The 24,697-nt window shown below is 33.2% G+C and carries 23 protein-coding genes; 14 read left to right on the top strand and 9 right to left on the bottom strand.

Annotation, left to right across the window (positions count from 1 at the left end; all coding sequences use genetic code 11):
* Positions 1 to 26 precede the first annotated feature (26 nt).
* Together FGF67_RS02430 and FGF67_RS02425 are read left to right on the top strand one after the other, a co-directional pair.
* The gene (locus tag FGF67_RS02430; protein ID WP_139694875.1) at positions 27 to 1,064 is read left to right on the top strand and encodes a PLP-dependent cysteine synthase family protein; all 1,038 of its coding nucleotides are present in this window, start codon (positions 27 to 29) and stop codon (positions 1,062 to 1,064) included.
* A gap of 240 nt (positions 1,065 to 1,304) precedes the next feature.
* On the top strand, positions 1,305 to 2,564 hold the full coding sequence (locus FGF67_RS02425) for an aminotransferase class I/II-fold pyridoxal phosphate-dependent enzyme (RefSeq protein WP_139694874.1): 1,260 nt from the start codon (positions 1,305 to 1,307) through the stop codon (positions 2,562 to 2,564).
* A 56-nt stretch (positions 2,565 to 2,620) separates the two neighbouring features.
* Here the strand turns inward: FGF67_RS02425 and FGF67_RS02420 are convergent, their stop codons facing one another.
* Both FGF67_RS02420 and FGF67_RS02415 read right to left on the bottom strand, forming a co-directional pair.
* The gene (locus FGF67_RS02420) at positions 2,621 to 3,742 is read right to left on the bottom strand and encodes a GTP cyclohydrolase (RefSeq protein WP_139694873.1); all 1,122 of its coding nucleotides are present in this window, start codon (positions 3,740 to 3,742) and stop codon (positions 2,621 to 2,623) included.
* A gap of 25 nt (positions 3,743 to 3,767) precedes the next feature.
* Complete coding sequence (locus FGF67_RS02415; RefSeq protein ID WP_139694872.1) at positions 3,768 to 4,784, bottom strand: transporter; 1,017 nt, start codon at positions 4,782 to 4,784, stop codon at positions 3,768 to 3,770.
* Positions 4,785 to 4,914: 130 nt separating this feature from the next.
* Between FGF67_RS02415 and FGF67_RS02410 the strand changes: the two genes are divergently transcribed.
* Genes FGF67_RS02410 through FGF67_RS02395 form a run of 4 tightly spaced genes read left to right on the top strand, consistent with a single transcriptional unit; the run spans position 4,915 to position 10,423 of the window.
* Positions 4,915 to 5,202: a DUF4834 family protein gene (locus tag FGF67_RS02410; RefSeq protein WP_139694871.1), complete on the top strand. Its 288-nt coding sequence runs from the start codon at positions 4,915 to 4,917 to the stop codon at positions 5,200 to 5,202.
* 28 nt (positions 5,203 to 5,230) lie between these two features.
* The gene (locus FGF67_RS02405) at positions 5,231 to 7,660 is read left to right on the top strand and encodes a YfhO family protein (protein WP_139694870.1); all 2,430 of its coding nucleotides are present in this window, start codon (positions 5,231 to 5,233) and stop codon (positions 7,658 to 7,660) included.
* 24 nt (positions 7,661 to 7,684) lie between these two features.
* Positions 7,685 to 8,965 (top strand): glycosyltransferase family 4 protein, encoded by a 1,281-nt coding sequence (locus tag FGF67_RS02400; RefSeq protein ID WP_139694869.1) that lies wholly within the window; start codon positions 7,685 to 7,687, stop codon positions 8,963 to 8,965.
* Positions 8,966 to 10,423 carry a lipopolysaccharide biosynthesis protein gene (locus tag FGF67_RS02395; protein WP_139694868.1) on the top strand — a complete coding sequence of 486 codons (1,458 nt, stop codon included), beginning with the start codon at positions 8,966 to 8,968 and terminating at the stop codon, positions 10,421 to 10,423.
* 82 nt (positions 10,424 to 10,505) lie between these two features.
* On the opposite strand, the gene FGF67_RS02390 is transcribed toward FGF67_RS02395, so the two are convergent.
* Positions 10,506 to 11,747, bottom strand: a complete 1,242-nt coding sequence (locus FGF67_RS02390; protein ID WP_139694867.1) for a hypothetical protein — start codon at positions 11,745 to 11,747, stop codon at positions 10,506 to 10,508.
* Positions 11,748 to 11,968: 221 nt separating this feature from the next.
* On the opposite strand from FGF67_RS02390, the gene FGF67_RS02385 reads away from it, so the two are divergent.
* Complete coding sequence (locus FGF67_RS02385; protein ID WP_139694866.1) at positions 11,969 to 12,598, top strand: T9SS type A sorting domain-containing protein; 630 nt, start codon at positions 11,969 to 11,971, stop codon at positions 12,596 to 12,598.
* 47 nt (positions 12,599 to 12,645) lie between these two features.
* Here FGF67_RS02385 and FGF67_RS02380 read toward each other — a convergent pair whose 3' ends face one another.
* Positions 12,646 to 13,335: a hypothetical protein gene (locus tag FGF67_RS02380; RefSeq protein WP_139694865.1), complete on the bottom strand. Its 690-nt coding sequence runs from the start codon at positions 13,333 to 13,335 to the stop codon at positions 12,646 to 12,648.
* 214 nt (positions 13,336 to 13,549) lie between these two features.
* Between FGF67_RS02380 and FGF67_RS02375 the strand changes: the two genes are divergently transcribed.
* Positions 13,550 to 14,503, top strand: a complete 954-nt coding sequence (locus tag FGF67_RS02375; protein ID WP_139694864.1) for a DUF3667 domain-containing protein — start codon at positions 13,550 to 13,552, stop codon at positions 14,501 to 14,503.
* A 33-nt stretch (positions 14,504 to 14,536) separates the two neighbouring features.
* Here FGF67_RS02375 and uvrA read toward each other — a convergent pair whose 3' ends face one another.
* Positions 14,537 to 17,320 (bottom strand): excinuclease ABC subunit UvrA, encoded by a 2,784-nt coding sequence (gene uvrA, locus FGF67_RS02370; protein ID WP_139694863.1) that lies wholly within the window; start codon positions 17,318 to 17,320, stop codon positions 14,537 to 14,539.
* 240 nt (positions 17,321 to 17,560) lie between these two features.
* Between uvrA and FGF67_RS02365 the strand changes: the two genes are divergently transcribed.
* Both FGF67_RS02365 and FGF67_RS17430 read left to right on the top strand, forming a co-directional pair.
* The gene (locus tag FGF67_RS02365; RefSeq protein ID WP_139694862.1) at positions 17,561 to 18,145 is read left to right on the top strand and encodes an RNA polymerase sigma factor; all 585 of its coding nucleotides are present in this window, start codon (positions 17,561 to 17,563) and stop codon (positions 18,143 to 18,145) included.
* 56 nt (positions 18,146 to 18,201) lie between these two features.
* Positions 18,202 to 18,348, top strand: coding sequence for a hypothetical protein (locus tag FGF67_RS17430; protein WP_199240639.1), 147 nt, complete (start codon positions 18,202 to 18,204; stop codon positions 18,346 to 18,348).
* A gap of 29 nt (positions 18,349 to 18,377) precedes the next feature.
* Here FGF67_RS17430 and FGF67_RS02360 read toward each other — a convergent pair whose 3' ends face one another.
* Positions 18,378 to 19,037 carry an endonuclease III domain-containing protein gene (locus FGF67_RS02360; RefSeq protein WP_139694861.1) on the bottom strand — a complete coding sequence of 220 codons (660 nt, stop codon included), beginning with the start codon at positions 19,035 to 19,037 and terminating at the stop codon, positions 18,378 to 18,380.
* Between the two features lie 34 nt (positions 19,038 to 19,071).
* Here FGF67_RS02360 and bcp point away from each other — a divergent pair, with 34 nt between their 5' ends.
* A complete protein-coding gene (bcp, locus tag FGF67_RS02355) occupies positions 19,072 to 19,524 on the top strand; it encodes a thioredoxin-dependent thiol peroxidase (RefSeq protein ID WP_139694860.1) in 453 nt (150 codons plus the stop codon).
* A 56-nt stretch (positions 19,525 to 19,580) separates the two neighbouring features.
* Here bcp and FGF67_RS02350 read toward each other — a convergent pair whose 3' ends face one another.
* The gene (locus FGF67_RS02350; protein WP_139694859.1) at positions 19,581 to 21,044 is read right to left on the bottom strand and encodes a TonB-dependent receptor; all 1,464 of its coding nucleotides are present in this window, start codon (positions 21,042 to 21,044) and stop codon (positions 19,581 to 19,583) included.
* Positions 21,045 to 21,135: 91 nt separating this feature from the next.
* On the opposite strand from FGF67_RS02350, the gene FGF67_RS02345 reads away from it, so the two are divergent.
* Both FGF67_RS02345 and FGF67_RS02340 read left to right on the top strand, forming a co-directional pair.
* Positions 21,136 to 21,897 carry an MBL fold metallo-hydrolase gene (locus FGF67_RS02345; RefSeq protein WP_139694858.1) on the top strand — a complete coding sequence of 254 codons (762 nt, stop codon included), beginning with the start codon at positions 21,136 to 21,138 and terminating at the stop codon, positions 21,895 to 21,897.
* A 10-nt stretch (positions 21,898 to 21,907) separates the two neighbouring features.
* Complete coding sequence (locus FGF67_RS02340) at positions 21,908 to 22,408, top strand: hydrolase (protein WP_139694857.1); 501 nt, start codon at positions 21,908 to 21,910, stop codon at positions 22,406 to 22,408.
* 1 nt (position 22,409) lies between these two features.
* Here the strand turns inward: FGF67_RS02340 and FGF67_RS02335 are convergent, their stop codons facing one another.
* Together FGF67_RS02335 and FGF67_RS02330 are read right to left on the bottom strand one after the other, a co-directional pair.
* Positions 22,410 to 22,781, bottom strand: a complete 372-nt coding sequence (locus FGF67_RS02335; RefSeq protein WP_139694856.1) for a DNA topoisomerase IV — start codon at positions 22,779 to 22,781, stop codon at positions 22,410 to 22,412.
* A gap of 38 nt (positions 22,782 to 22,819) precedes the next feature.
* On the bottom strand, positions 22,820 to 23,209 hold the full coding sequence (locus FGF67_RS02330; RefSeq protein WP_139694855.1) for a helix-turn-helix domain-containing protein: 390 nt from the start codon (positions 23,207 to 23,209) through the stop codon (positions 22,820 to 22,822).
* 291 nt (positions 23,210 to 23,500) lie between these two features.
* Between FGF67_RS02330 and FGF67_RS02325 the strand changes: the two genes are divergently transcribed.
* The gene (locus tag FGF67_RS02325) at positions 23,501 to 24,646 is read left to right on the top strand and encodes a M14 family zinc carboxypeptidase (protein WP_139694854.1); all 1,146 of its coding nucleotides are present in this window, start codon (positions 23,501 to 23,503) and stop codon (positions 24,644 to 24,646) included.
* Positions 24,647 to 24,697 lie beyond the last annotated feature (51 nt).

Genomic DNA, 24,697 nt, shown 5'->3' with positions numbered 1-24,697 from the left:
AATGTAACGGTTTTTAAAAATGTTATATGACACAAAAAAATCAAGTATTTGATAATATATTAGACCTAATAGGTGACACACCACTTGTTAAACTTAATAGAATAGTCTCAGAGTTTGATGGTGACTTTTACGCTAAAGTTGAATCGTTTAACCCAGGACACTCTTCCAAAGACAGGATAGCACTTTACATTATTGAACAGGCCGAAAAACAAGGCATTCTTACACCGGGTGATACCATCATAGAAACTACTTCTGGGAATACAGGGTTTAGTATTGCTATGGTAAGTATTATAAAAGGGTATGATTGTGTACTGGCAGTAAGTTCTAAATCGTCTCCTGATAAGATTGACATGCTAAAAACTATGGGGGCTAAGGTTTATGTTTGTCCAGCACACGTTAGTGCTGATGATCCTAGATCTTACTATGAAGTTGCTAAACGCTTGCATAATGAAATTAAGGGATCTGTATATATAAATCAGTATTTTAATCAATTAAATATTGATGCTCATTATAATTCAACAGGACCTGAAATTTGGAATCAAACAGAAGGTAAAATAACACATCTTATTGCTTGTAGTGGTACAGGAGGTACTATTTCTGGTACGGCAAAATTTTTAAAGGAGAAAAACCCTGATATTAAGGTTATAGGTGTAGATGCTTTTGGTTCGGTAATTAAAAAATATCACGAAACCAGAGAGTTTGATGAAAAAGAAATTTATCCTTACCGAATAGAAGGTTTAGGAAAAAATTTGATTCCTACAGCTACTGATTTTGATGTGATTGATGAATTTGTCAAAGTTACTGATGAAGATAGTGCACATACCGCAAGAGCTATCGCTAAGGCTGAGGGTATGTTTGTGGGGTATACTTCGGGCGCTGTTACTCAGGCTTTAAAGCAATTAGGAGAGGAAGGTCGATTTAAGAAGGGAGATTGTGTTGTTGCTATATATCCAGATCATGGTGCACGGTATATGAGTAAAATATACAGTGATAAATGGATGGATGATCAAGGCTTTTTTGATAGTATTAATGAGGTGTCAGAAAGCATTCAATACGTAAAATAAAATAGAAATAAGCATATTCAAAAGAGGTGGTGTTTTACAACAAAAGTAAGATATCACCTCTTTTCTTATTTTATTAATAATTGGGCATTAAAAATTATGTTCAAATCATATAAATATTTAATTTTGCATCAAATAGCTAAGGGCAATAAGTTTCCAAAAAAGTGTTACCACAACACTTTTTTAAATTCAACTACTTGAACTCATCGGTCTTAGTTTTAATAGCAACAAGATTTATAATAAATGAAAGATTTATTTGAGAAAATTTACAAGGATAAGGGGCCTTTAGGAAAATGGGCGTCTCAAGCCGAGGGGTATTTTGTGTTTCCTAAGTTAGAAGGGGAAATTTCTAATAGAATGAAATTTCAAGGAAAAGAGGTGATTACATGGAGTATTAATGATTATTTAGGTTTAGCAAATCACCCTGAAGTTAGAAAAGTAGATGCTGAAGCAGCTGCTAAATACGGCTCAGCTTATCCTATGGGGGCAAGAATGATGTCTGGTCATACAGATTTGCATGAAAAACTACAAAATGAGTTAGCTTCCTTTGTAAAAAAAGAAGCTGCTTATCTTTTAAATTTTGGTTATCAAGGTATGGTTTCTACTATTGATGCTTTAGTGGCCAAAGATGATATTATTGTGTATGATGTTGATGCCCATGCTTGTATTATTGATGGTGTGCGTTTGCATATGGGTAAACGATTTACCTACAAGCATAATGATGTTGAAAGTTTAGAGAAAAATCTGGAGCGAGCTACAAAAATGGCAGAGCAGACAGGTGGCGGTATCTTGGTGATTTCAGAGGGTGTATTCGGTATGCGTGGCGAACAAGGGCGTTTAAAAGAAATTGTTGCTTTAAAGAAGAAATTTAATTTTAGATTATTTGTTGATGATGCCCACGGCTTTGGAACGTTAGGAGCAACTGGAGCTGGAGCGGGAGAAGAGCAAGGAATTCAAGATGATATTGACGTTTACTTTGCTACGTTTGCAAAATCTTTAGCAAGTACAGGCGCTTTTATAGCAGCTGATCAAGAAATTATTGATTACTTAAAGTATAATTTACGTTCTCAAATGTTTGCAAAATCTTTGCAAATGCAATTGGTTGAAGGGGCGCTGAAACGTTTAGAGATGCTGAGAACCATGCCTGAGTTAAAAAATAAACTTTGGGAGAATGTAAATGCGTTACAATCTGGTTTAAAAGAGCGTGGCTTTGATATTGGAACAACACAAAGTTGTGTGACTCCTGTGTACTTAAAAGGTAGTATTCCTGAGGCTATGGCGTTAGTAAAAGATTTAAGAGAAAATTACGGAATATTCTGTTCTATAGTAGTTTATCCTGTAATACCTAAAGGATTAATTTTACTAAGATTAATTCCTACAGCAACGCATACTTTAGAGGATGTTAGAGAAACTTTAGATGCGTTTGACGCTATTAGAGATCGATTAAGAAATGGAACGTACAAACGATTATCGGCTGCAGTTATGGCTGCAATGGGAGAATAATTTGGTATATATTAGAGATAAAAAAATCCGATTCACAACTTGTGAATCGGATTTTTTTATACTAGATTTTTTCTAAAGGTTTTTCTTCTTTTGTAAACTTCAGGATTAAAATGTCGCCATATTTTTTGAATCGCTTCATTATCTTCCAATTCTGGTGTTCTATAGCAAGTTTCAATGCCTTTTTCGTTAAATACTTTGTAATATTCATTGAATATAAGGGCATTCAAACCTTTATTTTGATAATCTGGATGTACGCCAATAAGATAAAAAACAACATTTTTGCTATTTTTCTTGGCGTCTAATATATATTTAAAACCAAACGGAAATAATTTGCCTTTAGCGCGCTGTAAGGCTGTAGCAAAATAAGGCATCACAATAGTGAAGGCTACTAGGTTTTTATTTTTATCGATAATGAATTTGATGTACTCAGGATTAATAAAACTGATAAACTTCTTTTTAAAATAAGCCTTTTGAATATCATTAATAGCAACAAAGGATGCTAATGAGGCGTATGTTTCATTAAATAAGTCAAACATCTTATCTGTATAGGGCATTACCTGCTCTGTTTTAGTAAAGTTTAAAACCTCTAATTGATACCGTCTTTTTATTAAGTCGTTAGCTTTGGTAAATACGTCAGGGTTTACGCTACTAAAATAAAATCTACTTTCAATGTATGATTTTTCTACAGCATACCCAGCAGCTTCATAATGTTTAGCATAGTAGGGGTGGTTATACCAAGTGACCATAGGAGCAACAGAGTCAAACCCTTCAGTTAAAACACCTACCTTGTCTAAATTTGAAAATCCAACAGGGCCTTCAGTGTATTCAAGTTGGTATGATTTTCCTATGCCTTCCACTTTATTTAAAAGTGCTTTTGACACTTCAATATCATCAATAAAATCTAACCAACCAAAGCGCATTTTCTTTACATTTTGGTCTTTAATTTCAAGCCAATTTACAATGGCTGCAACCCGACCAACCACCTCGTTGTTTTTATATGCTAAAAACAATCGCGCATCAGCATCATTAAACACAGGATTTTCTTTCTTGTTAAATGTCTTTATTTCCTGGCTAATAATAGGTGGTGTCCAATACTTTGAGTCCTTGTAAAGTTTAAAAGGAAACTTTATAAAAGTTTTTAAATCCTTTTTAGATTGTACTTCTTTTAATGTTATCATAATGCTTTATTGATGCTTTGTAAAATTAGTCATCAAAATTAATATCTTTCTTTTGTCTTTTATCGTTTACGGGGTTTTCTGTGGCGCTACTTTTCTTTTTACGTCCTCTTCGATTTTTTCTTCTTTTGCCTTCATCTTTAGCTGAAGTTCCATTATCCAGCTCCTTATCTTTGTGAAAATCTAATCTATACGAAGCACCTAAATTAACGCTAAAAACAGACGGTGTATCTTTCGTGTTGAATGTAACCGCGGTGTCTAACTGAAAATTTTTACCCCATAAATAAGCTCCGCCAAATCTAAATAAATTATCGGCATAAAAATCACTTTTAATGCCCTGAGTTTCCCCAAAGATAACCCATTGCGGACTAAACGCATGTGTTAATGTTAAAATGTATTGAAAATCAGATTGATCGGTTCCTATACGGTCTTTAATAAAGTTCATGACAAACACCCATCCCCCAGAAAAATTATGCTGAGTAGCCAACATCACTTTAGGACTAAATCCTTCAATACCAGGTGCGGTATAGGGGTTTGTTTTGGTGTCATAATTTGCTCCTAAATAAACGGAAACAGCGGGTATTAATGATTTCCATTTAAATTGTCTGTTAGCTTTCCAGCTATATAAATTAGGTTTGTCTTCTTCTGTATTTTTATAAGGGTCATAAACCAAATATTTGGCGCCAAAAGCGAGGTGTTTAAAATTAGCTCGATCTTCTTCGTTGGGTATGCTAGTCTTAAATGATTTTGTGTCGTTTTGGTATGTGCCCTCAATATTTATTTCTAACGGTTCTAATAATAAACCATATCGAACAGCAAAATCTACACCATAACCAGAAACCTCATAAGCGGCAGCTGGTGTACGGTCTTCTTTTATTAAGAAAGGACCAGCTTCAAACTGAAGTACATTGGTGCCTACTGAAAAAGCACTTCTGGAAGCACCTGGTCGGTTTGAATTTATAACGTCTGTATATTGGCAAAAAGCATTGATGCTCATTAAACTAAGCAATAAAAAGAAAATTTGTTTGTTTGGGGATATAGTCATAAAACTTAGGTGTGTTTATAGGTAAATATTAGTGTATAGCTATCCAAATATAGATATTTTATATTTTTTTTATAACTGATCGGTCTTTTTTAAGGCTGTAGAATTGTATTTTTGCCTTAAAACTATAGTTATGCTACAATATGCATCTGTGACAGGTCTTGTTAGGATGATCCTTATAATTCTTTTAGTTTATTTTGGTATCAAAATCATTGCACGTCTCTTGTCTCCGTTTCTCTTTAAATATGTGTCAAAGAAGGCGCAAGAACGATTTGGTGGACAATTTGGTAATTTTCAAAATACAACTAACCAACAAGACAACATAAAAAAAGAAGGCGAAGTAACTATTGATAAAATGCCTAAAACCAAAACTTCAAATAAAGACGTTGGTGAATATGTAGATTACGAAGAAATTGATTAATTTCGACATCATTTTCTAAAACCAACTCATGTCATTTTCCATTAAAAAGTTCTTACCGCATTTACTTATTTTGCTGGGTTTTGTTATAGTATCTCTAGCGTATTTTAGTCCTGTTTTAGAAGGCAAAACTATATATCAAAGTGATATAGTGCAGTTTATAGGAATGAGTAAACAGCAGAAGGACTTTAAGGCAGAAACAGGAGATGAAACGTATTGGACAAATAGTGCTTTTGGTGGTATGCCTACCTATCAGTTAGGCGCGAGATACCCCCATAATTATATTAAAAAATTAGACTCAGCTCTACGGTTTTTGCCAAGACCTGCAGATTATTTGTTTTTGTATCTGTTTGGCTTTTATGTGTTTTTATTGGTGCTGAAAGTAGATATTAAGCTGGCTTTTATTGGAGCGTTAGCATTTGGTTTTTCAACATATTTAATTATAATATTAGGGGTTGGTCACAACAGTAAAGCTCATGCTATTGCATATATGCCATTAGTGTTGAGTGGCATTTTATTGGTCTTCAGAAAAAAATATGTTGCTGGTTTTTTGCTCACAACCATAGCTATGGGCTTAGAATTGGTTGCGAATCATTTTCAAATGACCTATTATCTCATGTTTTTGGTGGTGATTTTAGGTATTGTGTATTTGTATGATGCTTACAAAAAAAACAGTTTGTTCCAGTATTTTAAATCTGTTGGAGTTTTGTTGGTTGCAGTGGTGCTTTCTATCGCGATGAATGCAACTAATATTTTGGCTACAAAAGAATATGTAAAAGAAAGTAAACGTAGTAAAAGCGAATTAACCATTAACCCTGATGGTTCCACTAAGATAGCTACAACTGGACTTGACAGAGATTATATTACACAATTTAGCTATGGCATTGTTGAAACATTTAACTTGTTTATTCCTAGATTTATGGGAGGCGGAAATGGTGAGGATGTTGGAAAAAACTCTGCCACCTATAATGCTTATAGAAAGTTAGGCGCAACATCAGCGCAAGCCTCTGAAGCCGTTAAACGAGCGCCTATGTATTGGGGTAATCAACCTATTGTTGAGGCACCAGCCTATGTAGGTGCGGTTGTAATATTCTTATTTATTTTGGCGTTGTTTTTGGTTAAAGGACGATTAAAGTGGTGGTTGGTTGGAGGAACATTACTATCCCTTTTGTTGTCGTATGGAAAGAACTTTGGGTTTTTAACCAACTTTTTTATTGATTATGTACCACTTTACAATAAGTTTAGAGCTGTAAGTTCTATTCAGGTAGTTTTAGAGCTATGTGTTCCTGCCCTTGCTGTTGTAGGATTGTCTAAATGGGTAAATGGAACGGAGAATAAAGACGAAAAATTAAACGCTTTAAAGTATACTACGCTTATTACCGCTGGGCTTAGTGTTTTGTTTTTAGTGTTTAAATCGAGTTTATTTGATTTTGTAGGAGCGAATGATGGTATATATAGACAAAATTATGGACCAGATTTTACAAGTGCCTTAAAAGCAGATCGAAAAACACTATTTACTGAAGATACCCTACGTACTTTGGCGCTGGTGTTAGTACTTGCAAGTATATTGTTTGCGTTTCTAAAAGAAAAACTTCAGGAAAAAGTGGTATTAATACTTGTTGGAGCTCTTATTCTGTTTGATTTGATTGGTGTTGATAGACGGTATGTAAATACCGAAGATTTTGTGCCTAGTGTGCAAATGAATGAACCATTTCAAGCAAGTGAGGCAGACCAATTTATTTTAAGAGACACCACGTATTATCGAGTTTATGATTTGGTTTCAGGCCCCTCAAAACCATCTTATTTCCATAATTCTCTTAATGGGTACAATGCTGCAGAACTAAGACGATATAGAGAAGTGTTTGACTTTTATATTGTTAAAAACAATATCAACGTTTTAAATATGCTCAATACAAAATATATTGTTGGCCAGGATGAAGAAGGGAATGCTATACCCTATATGAATGAAACAGCTAATGGAAATGCATGGTTTGTAAAAGAGTTGGATAGGTTAAATTCTGCCAACGATGAAATTTTAGTCCTAGATAGTTTAGAAACCAAAACTAAAGCCGTTACAACATCAGCTTCAATTGCATCAAATAAAACATTTACTCTTGATTCCTTAGCTTCAATTGCTTTAAAAGAAGTAAAACCTAACTATTTGAAGTATACATCAAACAATAAAAATGATGGTTTTGCGGTGTTTTCTGAAATCTATTACCCTCACGGCTGGAAGACTTTTATTGATGGCAATGAAGTAGATCATATACGTGTTAATTATATTTTAAGAGGATTGCCTGTAACAGCAGGAAGCCACACTATCGAGTTTAAGTTTGAACCTGACGTGGTTAAAACAGGTAGCAGTATTGCATTGGCAAGTTCTATAGCAGTTGCTTTAGTGTTGTTGGGAGGGTTATTTTATGAGTTTAGGATAAGAAATAAGAAGATAGAAGGGGTGTAGTGATTATGTTTTAATCCATGTTGCATGAATAAAAAGAAAGTGTTAATCATTACCTACTACTGGCCGCCTGCTGGAGGTCCAGGTGTACAACGTTGGTTAAAGTTTGTTAAGTACCTTCCTGATTTTGGCATAGAACCTATTGTTTTTATTCCTGAAAACCCCAATTATCCTCTTCAAGATACAAGTCTTAATCAAGATGTGCCAACGGAAGTAAAAATTATTAAACAACCAATCAATGAGCCTTATAAATGGGCTAGTTTGTTTTTTAAAAAAACTTCAAAAACTATAAGTAAAGGCATTATATCTGATAAAAAAAAGCAATCACTGGTAGAAAAAATGATGCTGTTTATTCGAGGAAATTGTTTTATCCCTGATGCTAGAGTGGGCTGGGTAAAACCTTCTATTAAAACCTTGATGGGTATCATTAAAAAAGAAGGTATTGAAACAGTCATAACAACGGGGCCGCCACATAGTCTGCACCTCATAGGGTTAGGCTTAAAAAAAGAATTAAAAATAAAGTGGATTGCAGATTTTAGAGATCCGTGGACAACTATTGGTTACCATAAACAGTTGAAACTTACTGGCTATGCTCAGAAGAAACACAAACAACTAGAAAACCGAGTCTTAAATACAGCTGATGACATTATTGTAACTAGTTTTGTTACCAAAAATGAATTTCTCAATATTACAAATAAACCTGTTACTGTAATTACTAATGGGTATGATAATGAGAAAAGGGTTGATTTTGAAATGGATTCAAAATTTACACTAGCACATATTGGTTCGCTTTTATCAAAACGCAATCCTGAAGTTTTATGGCAAGTATTAGCAGATCTATTAAGAGAGCATACTGGTTTTGCAAAAGATTTTCAACTTAATCTCGTGGGGACTGTAAGTGAAGAAGTATTTAAATCTCTTGAATTAATAGGATTGAGTAATTATGTAAATAATGTAGGCTATGTATCTCATGAAGAGTCTATTGTGTTTCAGAAAAAATCACAATTACTTCTTTTGATTGAAATCAATTCTGAAGAAACGAAGTGTATTATCCCTGGTAAACTTTTTGAATATATGGTTTCAAATAGACCAATTATAGCGGTTGGCCCTAAGGGTTCAGATGTTGAGAAAATAATTAAAGAAACTAATACAGGTGTTTACTTTAATTATGAAGATTATGAAGCCATAAAACGCTATATTTTGAAGGGTTATGACTTATACAAAAACAATGCATTGATTAGTCATCCTATAGGTTTGCAAAAATACCACAGAAAGTCACTTGCAGGAACATTGTATAAATTACTTTAAATGGGTTTAGTTGCCACACAATCGTTTAAAAATATAATTTCAACCTATATAGGGTTTGGAATAGGAGCCATCAATACTTTGTTTCTGTATACTAAGTTTTTGAGTGATAGTTATTATGGCTTGGTTGGGTTTATGCTTTCTTTAGCATATGTTATTATGCCCCTAATGTCTTTTGGTATGCATAATACACTGGTGAAATTTTACTCCTCTTTCAAAACAAGAACCTCTATTAATGGTTTTTTAACGCTGGTGTTAATAATGCCTTTGTTTTTAATTGTGCCATTAAGTTTTTTTCTTTTACTAGGCTATGATACTATTGGAGGATTTTTAGCACATAAAAATGGAATTATAAAAGATTATTTGTGGCATACCATATTCATAGCAATAGCATTGGCATATTTTGAAATTTTTTTCGCTTGGGCAAAAGTGCAAATGCAAACAGTTTTTGGTAACTTTATGAAGGAGGTTTTTCATAGAGTTGGTACCATGCTCTTGCTTTTTATGCTTTTCTTTGAGGTTTTAAATGTACAGCAATTTATGATAGGGCTTGTTTGTGTTTATGTTGTGCGAACTCTTATCATGAAAATTTATGCATTTAACTTAAAGCCACCTATACTTACATGGAAACTTCCGCCTCAATTTAATCGAATTTTAAAATATTCATTACTTATTATTGTAGCAGGATCAATTGCAACCATTTTATTGGATGTTGACAAGGTAATGTTGGGTTATTATATTGAAATTGAGCAAATAGCCTATTATAATGTAGCTATTTTTATTGCAACTGTAATAGCTGTTCCACAACGTTCTATGCATCAAATTTTAATGCCGCTTTCTGCGAAATATTTAAACGATAAAGATTTTGAGGCATTGGGAGATTTGTACAAACGTAGTTCTATAAATTTAACCATAGTTGGTGGTTTGATATTTTTGCTAATTGTTTTGAATATAAACGAACTGTATAAAATAATTCCTTCTGAATTTAGTGTAGGGCTATGGGTGGTATTCATGATTAGCTTTGTAAAATTGTTTGATAATGCTTTAGGTAGTAATAATTCTATTTTATTTAATAGTGATTATTATAGAATGGTTTTAGTACTAGGAGTTGTTTTAGTGGTGCTCATGGTTGTTTTAAATATGTTCTTTATCCCATGGTTGGGTATTAATGGGGCAGGGGTGGCTACTTTTTTGGCTGTAATAATTTATAACAGTATTAAACTCGTTTTTGTGTATTCAAAATTTAAACTATTTCCTTTTTCTTTAAAAACCTTAAAAATTGGTGGGTTTCTAATTTTATTTGTTTTAGGATTTTATTTTTGGGATTTTAATTTTTCTCCAATCATTAATATTGTTTTAAAATCTGTTTTAGTGGTTGTACTGTATGTCTTTCTGATTTATAAATTTGATTTTTCAGAAGATTTAACGAGTATTGCAAACCACTATTTAAGAAGAAGTTAGTAATGATTAAAGACGAAAAACCCCGCAACGTTGCTTTGAGGCAAACAGTTTGCAGGGCTTTCCTAACTAACCAACCAAAATTTTAAGAGCGTCTTCTTGTTGACGACTTTGTATGATTACTAGAACTTCTGCTCGCAACATTTTTGCTTGGTTGTCTGCTTGTTGTAGTTCTAGGTTTAATTGTTTTTCTATTTGAACTAGATGTTCTAGTTGTTGAATTACTATATATACGCGTATTTTTTGGATTTGGTTTTTGATAACTTCTTTGGTTTCCGTTTTGCTTTGGTGAATAGGTTCTGCTTTTAGTGTTTACACCTTGTCTACTAGGTGTCCCTAAACGCGTTGTGGTGTTTTTATGAGAACTCATGCTAGGTTTTCTGCTAGGGGTGTCATAATGTTTTTTAGCGCTAGATTGTCTGTTAGGGCTAGTATGTGGTGACTTTCTGTTGTTTAAACTAGCGTATTCATTTCTATGATTTTTACTTGGTTTATGATATTGATCACGTCGTCCGTTATTTTTATATGTAACAGGTCTTGAACTAGATACTCTGTTAACTTGAGTGATATTCTTTCTGCTTCTATTTGCAGTGGCATAACTTCTGTTTCTTTGTATCACGTTGCTACGTCGTCCAACAGAAGTTACGGGCCTGTAATTGTTATAAAAAGGACGGCGATATGTATATCTTACAGGGTAATAGTTTACGCGGTACGGTCTGTTGTAAACTACACAGTGCTTGTAATATGGAATTCTATAAGCATTATGCCAGGGTCTATAAACATATCTTCTGTTGTATATATTGATGTATCCGGTACAATGAGAAAATCTGTTTGCTCCATTATAGTGTACGTATAAACCTCCAACTCGTGATACATATCCAAAATTATTATAATATATATTCACATTACCAGCTTGAGCAATTCTACCATAACCATCATAAAAAATCGGAATGTTTTCAACCTGAATTACGGCACCAAATTCATCATATTGTACATAGGCATCATAGTTGTGTCCTGAATTAAAACTCACGCTAACTTGTGGTGAATTGTATGAAATATTAAATCTTGAATTATTTCTTATGATATTGAAATCAAACTGACCATCTGGGAAAACAGAAAACTCTACACCATTTTCAACAAAAATGAAAGAGTTTCCATAGTTGTAATTATAGTTAAGCGACTGCTCGTTTGAGCTCGCATTATTATTGGCCCATACGTTTTGAGATATAAATACGAAAAACGCTACAAATAATAATGACACTAATAGTTTTTTTCGTGTTTCTAATACATTAAAAAAATGTTCATGGTAAATGTTGAGAGTATTCATAATGATAGATTTTATGGTTCTGTTGAAATAACTACAAACAGCGTGCCAAAAAAGGTATTGCTTAAATGTATCGGTTTTATAGCCCGCAAATAAACAATGCTATAATCAGTGAATGCTTTGAATTTTATTTGCTGTTAAGTTTATGTCAAGTTGAATTTTTACTAATGAATTGAAGCAATGTTTAAGTTTGTTTTTAACTATTAACTAAATATTTAAATATTATGAAAAAACATTACTTTTTATTTTTGGTACTAACTTCTTTTTTAAGTTTTTCGCAAACCGTGACATGGAATAATGAAGACTTAAACCTTTCGCCGGGAGAGACAATTTCGATGGATATAAGCTATGATGTAACTCCTGGAGATTTGAATTACTTAGGTGTTCAATTACGTGAATTAAATTCTTCATGGCAAGTAGTAAATCAGTATACTTTTAATACAGCTGTAGCAGGTACTGAGCCAAATGCTCAAAACAATGTTATATATAATTATACTGTTGACTCAGGAATTCCATTAACAAGCGAGTTGCCTAGTGGTAATTTTTATATATTAATGATTTTTGCCGAATATGATAATGGCGGACCTAATTATACTAATGACAACACTGTAATAACTATTGAAGAGACATTATCAACTGAAGGTTATAACAAAGCCAAACTAAATTCTTTTTATAGTTCAGTTAGAGATGCCATCGTAATGAAAGATAAATTTGATGGTGGTTTTTCAATTTATAACCTTACGGGGCAAAAAGTTTTAGAGGGGGAAATTTCAAATGAAATTAGTGTTTCCACATTAAATACAGGATTATATTTTTTAGTAACAGAATATGGGACTTTAAAATTTGCGAAATAAACCGCGAAATATTTGAATCAAAAAGGCGCCAATCGGCGCCTTTTCTGTTAATGTTTTCTTTTCTTTTGTTTCTTTACTTTTCCATTGCTCTTGTAGTAGTAATAATTATCGTCATAATCGTCGCCTTCATACCAATCATTGTGGCAAATTTCTATATCGTTTCTAGTATTGGTAGATGGCCAACCGTTAACATTACAATACGTATCGTTAAATCTATTAACTTGCCCTCGGACATTGGTAATTTCACCCCAATCATTATAATGAACCCTTAAGCCACCAACTTGTCTTAAAGTTGCATGTCTTCCGCGTCCATAATCAATGTAAACTGATCCTACTCTAGATACTTGGCCTCTTCTATTATAATTGATAAATACATTACCAACGCGTCTTACTTGTCCAAAACGGTCTCTAGAAATATAAACACCATTTTGGCCGTTAGAATATCCAATGTTTACATTGGGTCCACGGTAATTGACATTTAAACTACTTCGTCTTGAACTTGATTTATAATACGTATTATCATTATAATACGGGTCATAATAATTTGTATTGAAATCAAAGCTTCCATCTGGGAAGATTAAAAATTCAACACCACGTTCAATGAACATAATTGGTTGAGCAAATCTGTTCTTGTGTTTAAGAATTTTCTTTTGTCCAACATCATAATTTGAGGTTGTGGCTGACACAGTTGTTAAGCCCATTAACAAACCTGTAAATAATAGTAATGTTTTTTTCATAGTACATAAATTTATTTTGAGCCTACTCTTTTAGCTTTTCGGCTTCCGCTTTGTCTTGAGATTTTCAATTTGCATGCCATTTACGGAGTAATACTTAGAGGTTAACGTAATATTAACAATTTGTTTGTTTTTAAAAATTTGAATTTCAATCGTTTATATGAATTCAGTTTTGGTTGATTTTTTATAATTTTAAAACTGAATTAGAGCCAACACAATGAATTCAAATAACGAAACTTGTAAAAATTGCAGTGAAAGATTTAGTAGAAGTTATAAGTTTTGTCCGTATTGCGGGCAACAAGCCAAAGATGAACTCACTGTTGGCGTGTTGTTTTATAACACCATAAGTAATTATTTTTCTTTTGATGCCCGTTTTTTTAAAAGTTTTGGACCTTTAGTATTTAAACCAGGTTTTATTGCCAGAAAGTTTGTTGAAGGCAAACGTCTGTTGTACTTGCATCCTGCACAAATGTATTTGTTTGTTGCTGTAATTTTTTTCTTTTTGTTTTCTTTTATTCAGCGTGAACAGGTTAGAAGTCTTGATTCTCAGTTAGAAAAAACATTCAATAGTAAAAATTTAGATACTCTACTAAGGAGTTCTAATGTAAAAGAAAATAAACAAGTATTGAATCTTGATGATAGAAGTATGGCTTTAGATTCTTTAATAATAAGCGGTGCATCAGATGCAACGCTTTGTGAATATCTAGGCATGAGCCAGGATGCTGGTTTTTTTGAGCGCAGGTTGTTTTTACAATATTTAAAATTTCATAAAACGAAAAAAGGAGGTAGCGTACTACAAACATTTTATGATACTATTCCTGTAGCTATGTTCTTTTTGCTACCAATTTTTGCCTTAATTCTAAAAGCGCTATACCTACGGCACGGGGTTTATGCGCATCATTTGGTTTTTAGTTTTTATTATTTTTCCTTTATTTTTATTGTGTTTAGTGTTATACTAGGTGTCAATTTTATTTGGAATATCCCAGACTGGATTGATTCTATGATAATGCTTTCTGTTTTTGTGTATCTCATTATTGCTTTAAAAAAATTCTATAACCAAACTTGGTTTAAAAGTGTTTTAAAAGCAAGCGTGTCTTCATTGCTCTTTTTGTTAGTTGTAGCACCTATAACAGCTTTTGTCTTAATACTTTTTGCATTTATGTTCTATTAACTTATTGGAATAATTAGTTTATATAATAAGATATTAAATTTTGATTTTCAGGTATTTTGCTATTTCAGATTTTTTGTTCTTTATAATGTCTTCAGGAGTTCCTGTGGCAACAAGCATTCCGCCATCATCACCACCCAATGGTCCTAAATCTATAATGTAGTCGGCACATTTTATGAGGTCAATATTGTGTTCTATGACAATAATTGAATGTCCTTTTTCTATTAAAGCATTAAAAGATTTTAGTAATTTTTTGATGTCGTGAAAATGAAGACCAGTAGTTGGTTCATCAAAAATAAAAAGTGTTTTTTCTTTGTTGCTACCTTTTCCTAGAAAGGAAGCTAGCTTAATACGTTGTGCTTCACCTCCAGAAAGTGTTGAGGAGCTTTGACCTAAGGTGACATAGCCCAAGCCAACATCCTGTAAAGGCTGTAATTTGTTCTTTATTTTAATTTGATCCTCGCTTTCAAAAAAAGTAATAGCCTCGTCGATGGTCATATTTAAAATATCATCAATATTTTTTTCGGCAAAGGTTACTTCTAGTACTTCTTTTTTAAAACGTTTTCCTTTGCAGGTATCACATTCAAGGTGCACATCGGCCATAAATTGCATTTCAATGGTTACTTCACCTTCGCCCTTGCAAGTCTCACAACGCCCGCCATCTACATTAAATGAAAAATGCTTAGATTGATAGTTTCGTATCTGGCTTATTTTTTGCTTTGAAAACAAATGCCGTATATCATCATATGCTTTGATGTAGGTTACAGGATTAGAGCGAGACGATCTTCCAATAGGGTTTTGATCTACAAATTCTATTTGCTGTACATTGCTAAAATTTCCTTCAAGAGCTGTAAATTGACCTGCTTTGTCACTAAAATCAGTTAGTTTTTTTTGCAAAGCAGGATACAATATTTTTTTTACTAAGGTACTTTTTCCACTGCCTGAAACCCCTGTCACTACCGTTAGCATGTTTAACGGAAAACGAACATCAATATTCTTTAAATTATTTTCTCGAGCTCCAACAATATCAACATGGTATTTTGAGGTTCTTCGGGTTTTAGGAACCTCAATATTCAATGTGTTATTTAAATATTGAGCCGTGAGAGAATCAGAGGTGATAATTTTAGAAAAATCGCCTTCAGCGACTACATGTCCACCAAATGTTCCTGCTTCTGGGCCAATATCAATAATGGTATCTGCCGCCTTCATAATATCTTCGTCGTGTTCAACAACAATCACCGTGTTGCCTAAATCACGTAACGATTTTAATACCGAAATGAGCTGTTCCGTGTCTTTAGGGTGCAACCCAATACTAGGCTCATCAAGGATATACATAGAGCCTACTAAACTACTTCCTAATGAGGTAGCTAAATTAATACGTTGACTTTCTCCTCCTGAAAGTGTGTTTGATTTTCTGTTAAGCGTTAAGTAATCTAGCCCCACGTTAGACAAAAATGACAGTCTACTATTTATTTCTTTTAATAGTCTTTCGGCTATTTTGGTGTCGTAATCATTTAGTTCTAATTGTTTAAAAAATGGAATTAATTTTTTTAGAGGCAGTTCTACCAAATCTGTAATGGTAGCGTTTCCTACTTTTACATAGGTTGCTTCAACACGAAGCCGTTTGCCTTTGCAAGTTTTGCACTTTGTTTTGCCACGATACCGCGAAAGCATCACTCTATTTTGAATTTTGTAGGCTTTTGATTCCAATTCGGAAAAAAAGGAATTCAAGCCTTCAAAATAAGAATTACCAGACCATATAAGCTGTTTTTGAGCGTCGGTGAGTTTAAAATAAGGTTTGTGTATGGGGAAATCAAATTTATGCGAATTATTCACTAGCTGATCTTTATACCAACTCATGCTTTCACCACGCCATGGAAAAATAGCGCCTTCATAAACCGAAAGACCTGTGTTGGGAATCACTAAATCTTCATCAATACCAATAATATCGCCGTATCCTTCACATGTTGGACAAGCGCCATAAGGATTGTTAAAACTAAATAAATGTACATTCGGTTTTAAAAAAGTCATGTTATCAATTTCGAATGTATTGCTAAAATGGCGCTGTTTAGTGTCTTTTATAGATTCAATAATACAGGTTCCTCTGCCTTCAAAAAATGCTGTTTGAATAGCATCTGCTAATCTATTATAAAAATCTTCTTCATTTTTGGTGATAATCCGGTCTACCACTAAAAAAACATCATGAGTGTCTTCTAAAACATCAAGTTCATCAATTCTTAAAACCTCGTCGTTTATTTTTATTCTAGCGTATCCTTGCTGAGCGAGTGTTTTTAGCTTATCGGCCATAGAACGGCCTTCCTCAAGTATAACAGGGGCGAGCAAGAGTAGTTTCTCGCGTTCTGGGAATGCTTTTATGTAATTAACTACATCGGTAACCGTGTCTTTTTTTACTTCATGTCCTGAAATGGGCGAGTAGGTTTTACCTATGCGAGCGTATAATAACTTTAAATAATCATAAATTTCAGTTGTAGTGCCTACTGTAGATCGGGGATTGGTAGAATTTACCTTTTGCTCTATGGCAATGGCTGGGGCTATACCCTTTATATAATCTACCTTAGGTTTGTTAAGTCTTCCTAAAAATTGTCGAGCATAACTTGATAAGCTCTCTACATAACGCCGTTGCCCCTCAGCATACAGTGTGTCAAAGGCTAAACTTGATTTTCCAGAACCCGAAAGCCCTGTAATCACCACCAGTTTATTTCTGGGGATGACAACATCAATATTTTTTAAATTATGGAGTCTCGCTCCTTTTATAATGATATTTTCTTTAGGATTTACTTCAGAAAGAACAGTATTCATACGCTTTTTAAGGAATAATTGAGCAAAGATAGCACAACAAACCGAGCTTAAAAAATGAAGAGGTTTAACTTCAATCTTAGAAAAAAATTAATAATAATTTTCTTTTTAGGAATGATTGTTGTTATCTTTGGATTAACTAACATTGAAAATCTTACGTTTATAGCATAAAATTACTTTTAAATATTTAACCCCAAAAAAAAGCAAAGAATCCCTCTAATTCTTCGCGTAAAAGTAATTATTATGAAAAACAATGTTGTTACAGACGCCACACTTGTAAGTAGTTACATTAAAGGAGATGAAGGCGCTTTAGAAATCCTTATTCACAGACACAAACAAAAAGTTTATAGCTTTATTTATTCAAAAGTTTTTGATAAAGACATTGCAGAAGATATTTTTCAAGACACGTTTATAAAAGTCATACGAACCTTGAAACGTGGTTCTTATAATGAAGAAGGAAAGTTCTTGCCTTGGGTTATGCGTATTGCTCATAATTTAATTATTGATTTTTTTAGAAAAAGTAATAGAATGCCAAAGTTTGATAATGCTGGCGAATTTAGCATCTTCTCTGTATTGAGTGACACGAGTTTAAATGCCGAAAAAAATATTATTAAAGAACAGGTTGAAAGTGATGTAAGACGCTTGGTTGAAGAGCTACCAGATGACCAAAAAGAAGTGTTATTAATGCGTATTTATAACGATATGAGTTTTAAAGAAATATCAGAACGCACTGGTGTAAGTATTAATACGGCGTTAGGACGTATGCGTTATGCTCTAATAAATTTAAGAAAGGTTATTGATAAACATAATATTGTTTTAACCAACTAATACAATAAAACAACTATTGCCTCGTTATTTGTTTTAGTAACCCTTAAAACAATACAATGGCAAAACATTACTCTGAACATTCTATTGAAATAATAGAAAAATTTGAACCGAATGAAGAAACGGTAAATTTTCTTCTTAATTACTCTAAGGCTTTAAGTGTTATAAGTTGTAATAAATTGAAGTTTGAAGCGCTTCTGAATTAGATTAAAAAAGTCCTAATTGATTTATTTAATTAGGACTTTTTTGTTTTATAATAGTCATTGATAACAGATTGTCTTCCTATTTTCTTGGTAATGATGTCTTTATCAAGATTCCAGCCTCTTGCCGGTGAGTACTCTCGTCCGTACCATATAATTTGCAAGTGAAGGTCATTCCATAAATCTTTTGGAAAGAGTCTTTTGGCATCTTTTTCAGTTTGAACCACATTTTTTCCAGAACTTAAATTCCAGCGAAACATTAACCTATGAATATGGGTGTCTACAGGAAAAGCAGGTACGCCAAAAGCTTGAGACATCACCACACTAGCCGTTTTATGTCCTACAGCAGGTAAAGCTTCCAGGGCTTCAAAATCAGCCGGAACTTCTCCGTTATGTTTGTCTATTAGTATTTTTGACAAACCGTGAATACCCTTGCTCTTCATGGGTGATAAACCCACAGGTTTAATAATGTCTCGTATGTCCTCAACTGTGAGTTTAACCATATCATATGGGTTGTCTGCCTGTTCAAAAAGCAAGGGAGTAATTTGGTTTACTCTTACATCGGTACTTTGAGCTGATAACAAAACAGCAATTAATAAGGTATATGGGTCTTTATGGTCTAGGGGAATGGGTATTTCAGGATATAATTTGTTTAAGGTATTAATAACAAAATGAACCTTATCTTTTTTGGTCATAAATTGTATTTTTGTAAAAATCAAAAATAAGACTATGAATACTTTAAAACAAGGCGATGTGGTGCCTAATTTTTCATCAAAAGATGAACAAGGAAATACGGTTACTTTAAGTGATTACAAAGGAAAGAAACTTGTTGTGTTTTTCTATCCTAAAGCGAGTACACCTGGTTGTACAGCAGAAGCCTGTGATTTAAGAGATCATTATAAAGAACTTCAAGACAAAGGGTTTAGTTTGTTAGGTGTTAGCGCAGATTCTGAAAAGAAACAGTTGAATTTTAAAAATAAATATAAATTTCCGTTTCCGTTATTAGCAGATGAAGACAAAACGGTAATTAACACTTTTGGTGTTTGGGGACCTAAGAAATTTATGGGTAAGGAATATGATGGTATTCATAGAATGACATTTATCATTGATGAAGATGGAGTGGTAGAGCGTGTTATTGACAAAGTAAAAACAAAAGATCATGCTGCTCAAATACTAGCGTAAAATAAAAATGGGGTTGTTAATTAACAACCCCATTTTTATTTTTATTCTCTGAAAAATTACCTTCTTTTTCGTTTTAGAGTAAGCGGTTTTCTTGTGTAACCAAAAAGTCTGTAATCTTTAATAAGCTCAGCGGTACCTTCAGGAACCATATCTTCCCAACCAGTTTCACCACTTGTAATCATTCTTAGAATTTCTCTTGAAAAAATATTCATAATACTTTCATCATAATCATCTATATCAACTACTTTTCCGTTGTATTTAAAGAATTTGTATAACTCTTTCATACGCGGATAAACCTTTAAGTTTTCACTGGTGATTAACTCTCCTGTGTCTGGATCAAGCATAGGGTATAGGTATACTTTTAAATCTTTAAAGAATAGTTTTCCAAAGGCTTCAAGAATACCACCACTTATATGTCTGTAATATTTTTCGTCAAAAATATCTACTAGGTTACTAACCCCCATGGCTAAGCCCATTCTGGCTTTGGTGTAGTTAGAAAAATATTCAACGACTTTAAAGTATTCTTGAAAATTAGAAATCATCACAGATTGCCCCAAAGAACATAATAAATCAGCTCTATCAATAAAATCTTGCTCGTCAATTTCGCCTTCAGCTCGTAAATTTGACAAGGTAATTTCAAAAACCACTACGGTCTTTTTTTCATCCACCTTATTTTCCTTAATAAACATATTATATGATTTCTCATACATTTCCATGTTTACTCGGGTTACTGGTCTAAAACTACCGCGTAACGCTAAAATATTTTTCTTATAAAATACTTTTGCAGGAAGCACGTTGGTACCATCTGGACCAAACATTACGGCATCGGTCATGCCATTTTTAACAAGTTGTAAACTCATTAAACGATTGTCTATATGCTTAAATACAGGACCTGAAAAATTAATGGTATCAATTTCAACTTGATCTTTATCTAAATGGTCATAGAGATATCTCAACAACTTTTTAGGTTCGTTGTATTTGTAAAAGGCGCCGTAAATCAAGTTGGTGCCTAAAACACCTAAAGTTTCCTGCTGAAGTCTGGCATCTGTTTCTTTAAAACGAAGATGTAAAATAATTTCATTATAATCACCTCTGGCTTCTACCTGATATTTTATACCAACCCAGCCATGACCTTTAAATTGCTTAGCAAAATCAATAGTAGCCACGGTATTGGCGTAAGTGAAAAATATTTTATCTGGATTCTTTTCACGTGTTAACCTGTTTTCCATCAGGTTCATTTCGTGGGCAAGCATTTTTCGTAGTCTCGCTTCGGTTACATATCGACCATCATCTTCAGCACCATAAATAGCATCACTAAAATCTTTATCATAAGCCGACATCGCTTTAGCGATAGTTCCTGAGGCACCACCCGCCCTAAAAAAATGTCTACACGTTTCTTGACCTGCACCAATTTCTGCAAATGAGCCGTAAATGTTTTCGTTTAAATTAATACGAAGTGCCTTAGATTTTAACGAGGGGATGTCGTCAAACTCTTTATCGCCAGTGATGGTTATTTCCATATAAAATACGTTAAGTCTTGTAGTCACAAAGGTATCAAATAACTATAGTAAACAAAAAAATAAAGCTACTTTTGTGCTAAAACAAGGACATTTGAAAGTAACGTTTTTAGGTACCGGAACCTCACAAGGCATTCCTGTAATAGGAAGCAACCACCCCGTTTGCTTAAGTAAAGACCCGAGAGACAAACGTTTGCGTGTATCTGTTTTAATAGAATGGAACGGTTTTTCATGCGTAATAGATTGCGGCCCAGATTTCCGATATCAAATGTTGCGCGCAAAATGCAAAAGAGTAGATGTGATTCTTTTTACGCATGAGCATTCCGATCATGTTTTAGGGCTTGATGATATCAGACCTTTTTATTTTAAGCAAGGAGATATACCACTTTATGCGCACAAAAGGGTTTTAAAATCACTAAAAAAAAGGTTTGATTACATAACCAAAACAAAGCATAAATACCCAGGAGCACCTTCGGTTATTTTAAACAGAATAAAAAATAAGCCTTTTAAATTACATACTATACATGTGATGCCTATTGAAGGCCTTCATGGTGATCTTCAGGTTTTTGGTTATCGATTTAACGACTTTGCTTATTTAACCGATATGAAGTCTGTATCAGATGAAGAAATTGATAAATTAAAAGGAGTTAAAGTGCTTGTAGTGAATGCTTTGAGAAAAGAGGCGCATCATTCTCATTTCACCTTAGAAGAGGCGCTAAGTTTTATAGACATTGTAAAACCCAAGACAGCCTATTTAACACATATTAGCCATGTATTAGGATTTCATAATGAGGTGGAGAAAATCTTGCCAGAGCATGTGTTTTTGGCGTATGATGAATTAGAAATAACTATTTAAAGAAAATAAAATGAAGCAAAGAATTTTCATGTACCTTTTTGTGTTTTCAATCCTACTTGTATTGTTCCAATATGTTAATGCTAAGCGTGTTTTTGAAGATATGGATAGTAAACTTGTAGGCTGTAAAACCCAGTTGCAGAAGTATAAAGACTCTGTAAGTGTCTTGCAAAATCAGTTTATGGAAGCATCACATTTTAATTTAGAGCGTAATGAGGATGCTATGAGTTATTTTGAAGACGAAGGTTATATCATAGATGAGCTCATTCCTTTCATTAAAGATGAATTATATAAACTGAATGAAGTAAAAGGAGAACACCCGTTAGTACCATATGCGTCAAGCGAAGGAAGAAAAATGATGATTAATACAGTAAAATTATTAAATCACAAATGGATTATTGCCGATTTTTCGGATGGGGAATACTGGGGAGAAGTCTTTTTAACCTATGAGATAACAAAAGCAAGTGAGTTGAAGTTTAATTTAGTAGCATATTTTCTTTATCCGTTTGACTAAACTATTTTACTTTATAGGCTATACCTTTCTGTTTTTTTGTTTCCCCAACATAAGAGTATTCGTAGGTGTATGAAGAATCAGTAGTGGTTAAAATTTTTAAATGAATATCTTTTTGCTCAGCCATGCTTTTAGGGTTTATAGTTTTAAAAATGACTTCGCAATCATTAATCCATCTTAACTGTGCAGAATCCACTTTATTATTATAAGTTTCAACCTGTAAAGTTTTGCTTCTATTGAAGGTAGAGATATAAACCGCTCCATCAATAATAACTTCGCTATAGAATTCACCTTCTTTATAATCCTTGCAATTTCTGGTTGTTTCATAACAACTAAATAAACTGCATGCAAATACTAAGACTAATAGATATTTCATAAAATGATATTAAACATCAAAATTACTAAAGTTTAAGTTTAGTTATTAAAGTTTTTAAAGGTTCCGTCTGAATAAAAAATAACAATACGCTCAATCTCCTTGTTGTTGGGGGTGTCATGTGAGTTTAATTTGTCTTCATGACTATTGTCTTTTTCCTTTTTATAAAAATCTAATGCTTTTTGAGGCGCCTCTTTTTTTGGTTCAGAAGGAAATGTTCCTTTTCCATTTAGCAACCAATATAAATCTACCTGCGGATATGCTGAAAGTACTTTTAAAACAAAATCTAAACTTGGTTTGTTTCTTTCAGAAAGGATATGTGAAATACTAGAACGTTGTACACCAATTTTTTCAGCAAAAGAAGAAGCGGTTTCTCCATAATAATGGATAATGTTTTGAAGCCGTTCTACGAATTTTTCGTTGTTTATCATTGTAAACGTATTTACACAGTTTAAGGATTTACAAATGTAATCAATTTAAATCACATCACAAATAACGGCCTTTTATAGTGCAATATTGCTTAGTTTTATCATTTAATTTATAACATGTAAATAACTGATAAACAAAACTATGAGTTTGGTATAAACAATTTATATACTAATGTGAATTAATCTCAACCAAAAGGCCCTACTATTGTTTACAAAACTATATTAAATTCTGAATGTATAAGTTTACATTTGTAAATATCTAATTGTTTACATTTGTAATCTAATTTATTCCCTATGACAACAGCTGTTATTAAATCACTTTATAAAGAATACAAAGCCGCTCAATTAACTCACCGTTATATAACCCTTACCCACATTGAACCCTTGTTGCACACGTTTAAAAACAAAGTGACTATAAGCACGCTTGGTACCTCCGTTTTAGGCCAAGCTATTTATGGTTTAGAGGTTGGAACCGGACCTAAAAGAATATTAATGTGGTCTCAAATGCACGGCAACGAGTCTACTACTACCAAGGCCTTATTTGATCTATTAAACACTTTATTGAGTGAAACCAATGCCTTAGATTCTATTTTAAAGAACTGCACCTTGTTTATTATTCCCATGCTTAATCCAGATGGGGCATCTGCATATACGCGTGTCAATGCTAATCAGGTAGATTTAAATAGGGATGCACAACATTTATCTCAGCCAGAAAGTAAGGTTTTGCGCCAGGTTTTCAATCAATTTAAACCTCATTACTGCTATAATTTACATGGGCAGCGCACTATTTTTAGCGCAGGAAGAGCTAATAAATCAGCCATTGTATCGTTTTTATCACCCGCTCAAGATGAAAACTGTACCGTCACGCCAACACGTCAAATAGCCATGGAAATTATAGCTGAAATGAATAAGACCCTTCAAGAGCTCATTCCTAATCATGTTGGTGTATATGATGACGCTTTCAATATTAATTGTGTAGGCGACACCTTTCAAACTGAAAATATACCAACCATCTTGTTTGAGGCGGGGCATTATCCAAATGATTATGCCAGAGAACAGACCAGAGAACTCATTTATATTGCGTATATAAGCTCTTTGAATTATATAGCGCATAATGAGGTGTATGGCACCAATTATCAAGCTTATTTTGATATTCCAGAAAACGAAAAGTGTTTTTATGATATTGTTATTCGAGGAGCGAAAGTAGGGCAGGAGATAAAGGATATAGGGATTCAGTATAAAGAAACCATAGAACAGGGCAAAATTAGATTTATTCCTGTAATTGAAAAAATTGATGATTTAAACGGGATTTATGGGCATAAAGAGATTGATGCTCAAGGATTTGAGGTTTATAATGAACAAGGTTATCCATTAACGGTGTCTAGCGAAAACGTTTTCGTAATATTGAATCATGAAAAAATCTTGTTAGAATCGAAATAAAGCACATCATAAATAGCTAAATTTTAATGAAAATGTATTAAATTCGCTTTT

The sequence above is a fragment of the Allotamlana fucoidanivorans genome (genome assembly GCF_006265225.1).
GTDB lineage: Bacteria > Bacteroidota > Bacteroidia > Flavobacteriales > Flavobacteriaceae > Allotamlana > Allotamlana fucoidanivorans.
This window is presented reverse-complemented; position numbering and strand designations above follow the sequence as displayed.

Excerpts from the sequence above, each read along its gene's own strand:
- FGF67_RS02430 (WP_139694875.1), top strand. The coding sequence starts at position 27 with ATGACACAAAAAAATCAAGTATTTGATAATATATTAGACCTAATAGGT.
- FGF67_RS02425 (WP_139694874.1), top strand. The coding sequence starts at position 1,305 with ATGAAAGATTTATTTGAGAAAATTTACAAGGATAAGGGGCCTTTAGGA.
- FGF67_RS02420 (WP_139694873.1), bottom strand. The coding sequence starts at position 3,742 with ATGATAACATTAAAAGAAGTACAATCTAAAAAGGATTTAAAAACTTTT.
- FGF67_RS02415 (WP_139694872.1), bottom strand. The coding sequence starts at position 4,784 with ATGACTATATCCCCAAACAAACAAATTTTCTTTTTATTGCTTAGTTTA.
- FGF67_RS02410 (WP_139694871.1), top strand. The coding sequence starts at position 4,915 with ATGCTACAATATGCATCTGTGACAGGTCTTGTTAGGATGATCCTTATA.
- FGF67_RS02405 (WP_139694870.1), top strand. The coding sequence starts at position 5,231 with ATGTCATTTTCCATTAAAAAGTTCTTACCGCATTTACTTATTTTGCTG.
- FGF67_RS02400 (WP_139694869.1), top strand. The coding sequence starts at position 7,685 with ATGAATAAAAAGAAAGTGTTAATCATTACCTACTACTGGCCGCCTGCT.
- FGF67_RS02395 (WP_139694868.1), top strand. The coding sequence starts at position 8,966 with ATGGGTTTAGTTGCCACACAATCGTTTAAAAATATAATTTCAACCTAT.
- FGF67_RS02390 (WP_139694867.1), bottom strand. The coding sequence starts at position 11,747 with ATGAATACTCTCAACATTTACCATGAACATTTTTTTAATGTATTAGAA.
- FGF67_RS02385 (WP_139694866.1), top strand. The coding sequence starts at position 11,969 with ATGAAAAAACATTACTTTTTATTTTTGGTACTAACTTCTTTTTTAAGT.
- FGF67_RS02380 (WP_139694865.1), bottom strand. The coding sequence starts at position 13,335 with ATGAAAAAAACATTACTATTATTTACAGGTTTGTTAATGGGCTTAACA.
- FGF67_RS02375 (WP_139694864.1), top strand. The coding sequence starts at position 13,550 with ATGAATTCAAATAACGAAACTTGTAAAAATTGCAGTGAAAGATTTAGT.
- uvrA (WP_139694863.1), bottom strand. The coding sequence starts at position 17,320 with ATGAATACTGTTCTTTCTGAAGTAAATCCTAAAGAAAATATCATTATA.
- FGF67_RS02365 (WP_139694862.1), top strand. The coding sequence starts at position 17,561 with ATGAAAAACAATGTTGTTACAGACGCCACACTTGTAAGTAGTTACATT.
- FGF67_RS17430 (WP_199240639.1), top strand. The coding sequence starts at position 18,202 with ATGGCAAAACATTACTCTGAACATTCTATTGAAATAATAGAAAAATTT.
- FGF67_RS02360 (WP_139694861.1), bottom strand. The coding sequence starts at position 19,037 with ATGACCAAAAAAGATAAGGTTCATTTTGTTATTAATACCTTAAACAAA.
- bcp (WP_139694860.1), top strand. The coding sequence starts at position 19,072 with ATGAATACTTTAAAACAAGGCGATGTGGTGCCTAATTTTTCATCAAAA.
- FGF67_RS02350 (WP_139694859.1), bottom strand. The coding sequence starts at position 21,044 with ATGGAAATAACCATCACTGGCGATAAAGAGTTTGACGACATCCCCTCG.
- FGF67_RS02340 (WP_139694857.1), top strand. The coding sequence starts at position 21,908 with ATGAAGCAAAGAATTTTCATGTACCTTTTTGTGTTTTCAATCCTACTT.
- FGF67_RS02335 (WP_139694856.1), bottom strand. The coding sequence starts at position 22,781 with ATGAAATATCTATTAGTCTTAGTATTTGCATGCAGTTTATTTAGTTGT.
- FGF67_RS02330 (WP_139694855.1), bottom strand. The coding sequence starts at position 23,209 with ATGATAAACAACGAAAAATTCGTAGAACGGCTTCAAAACATTATCCAT.
- FGF67_RS02325 (WP_139694854.1), top strand. The coding sequence starts at position 23,501 with ATGACAACAGCTGTTATTAAATCACTTTATAAAGAATACAAAGCCGCT.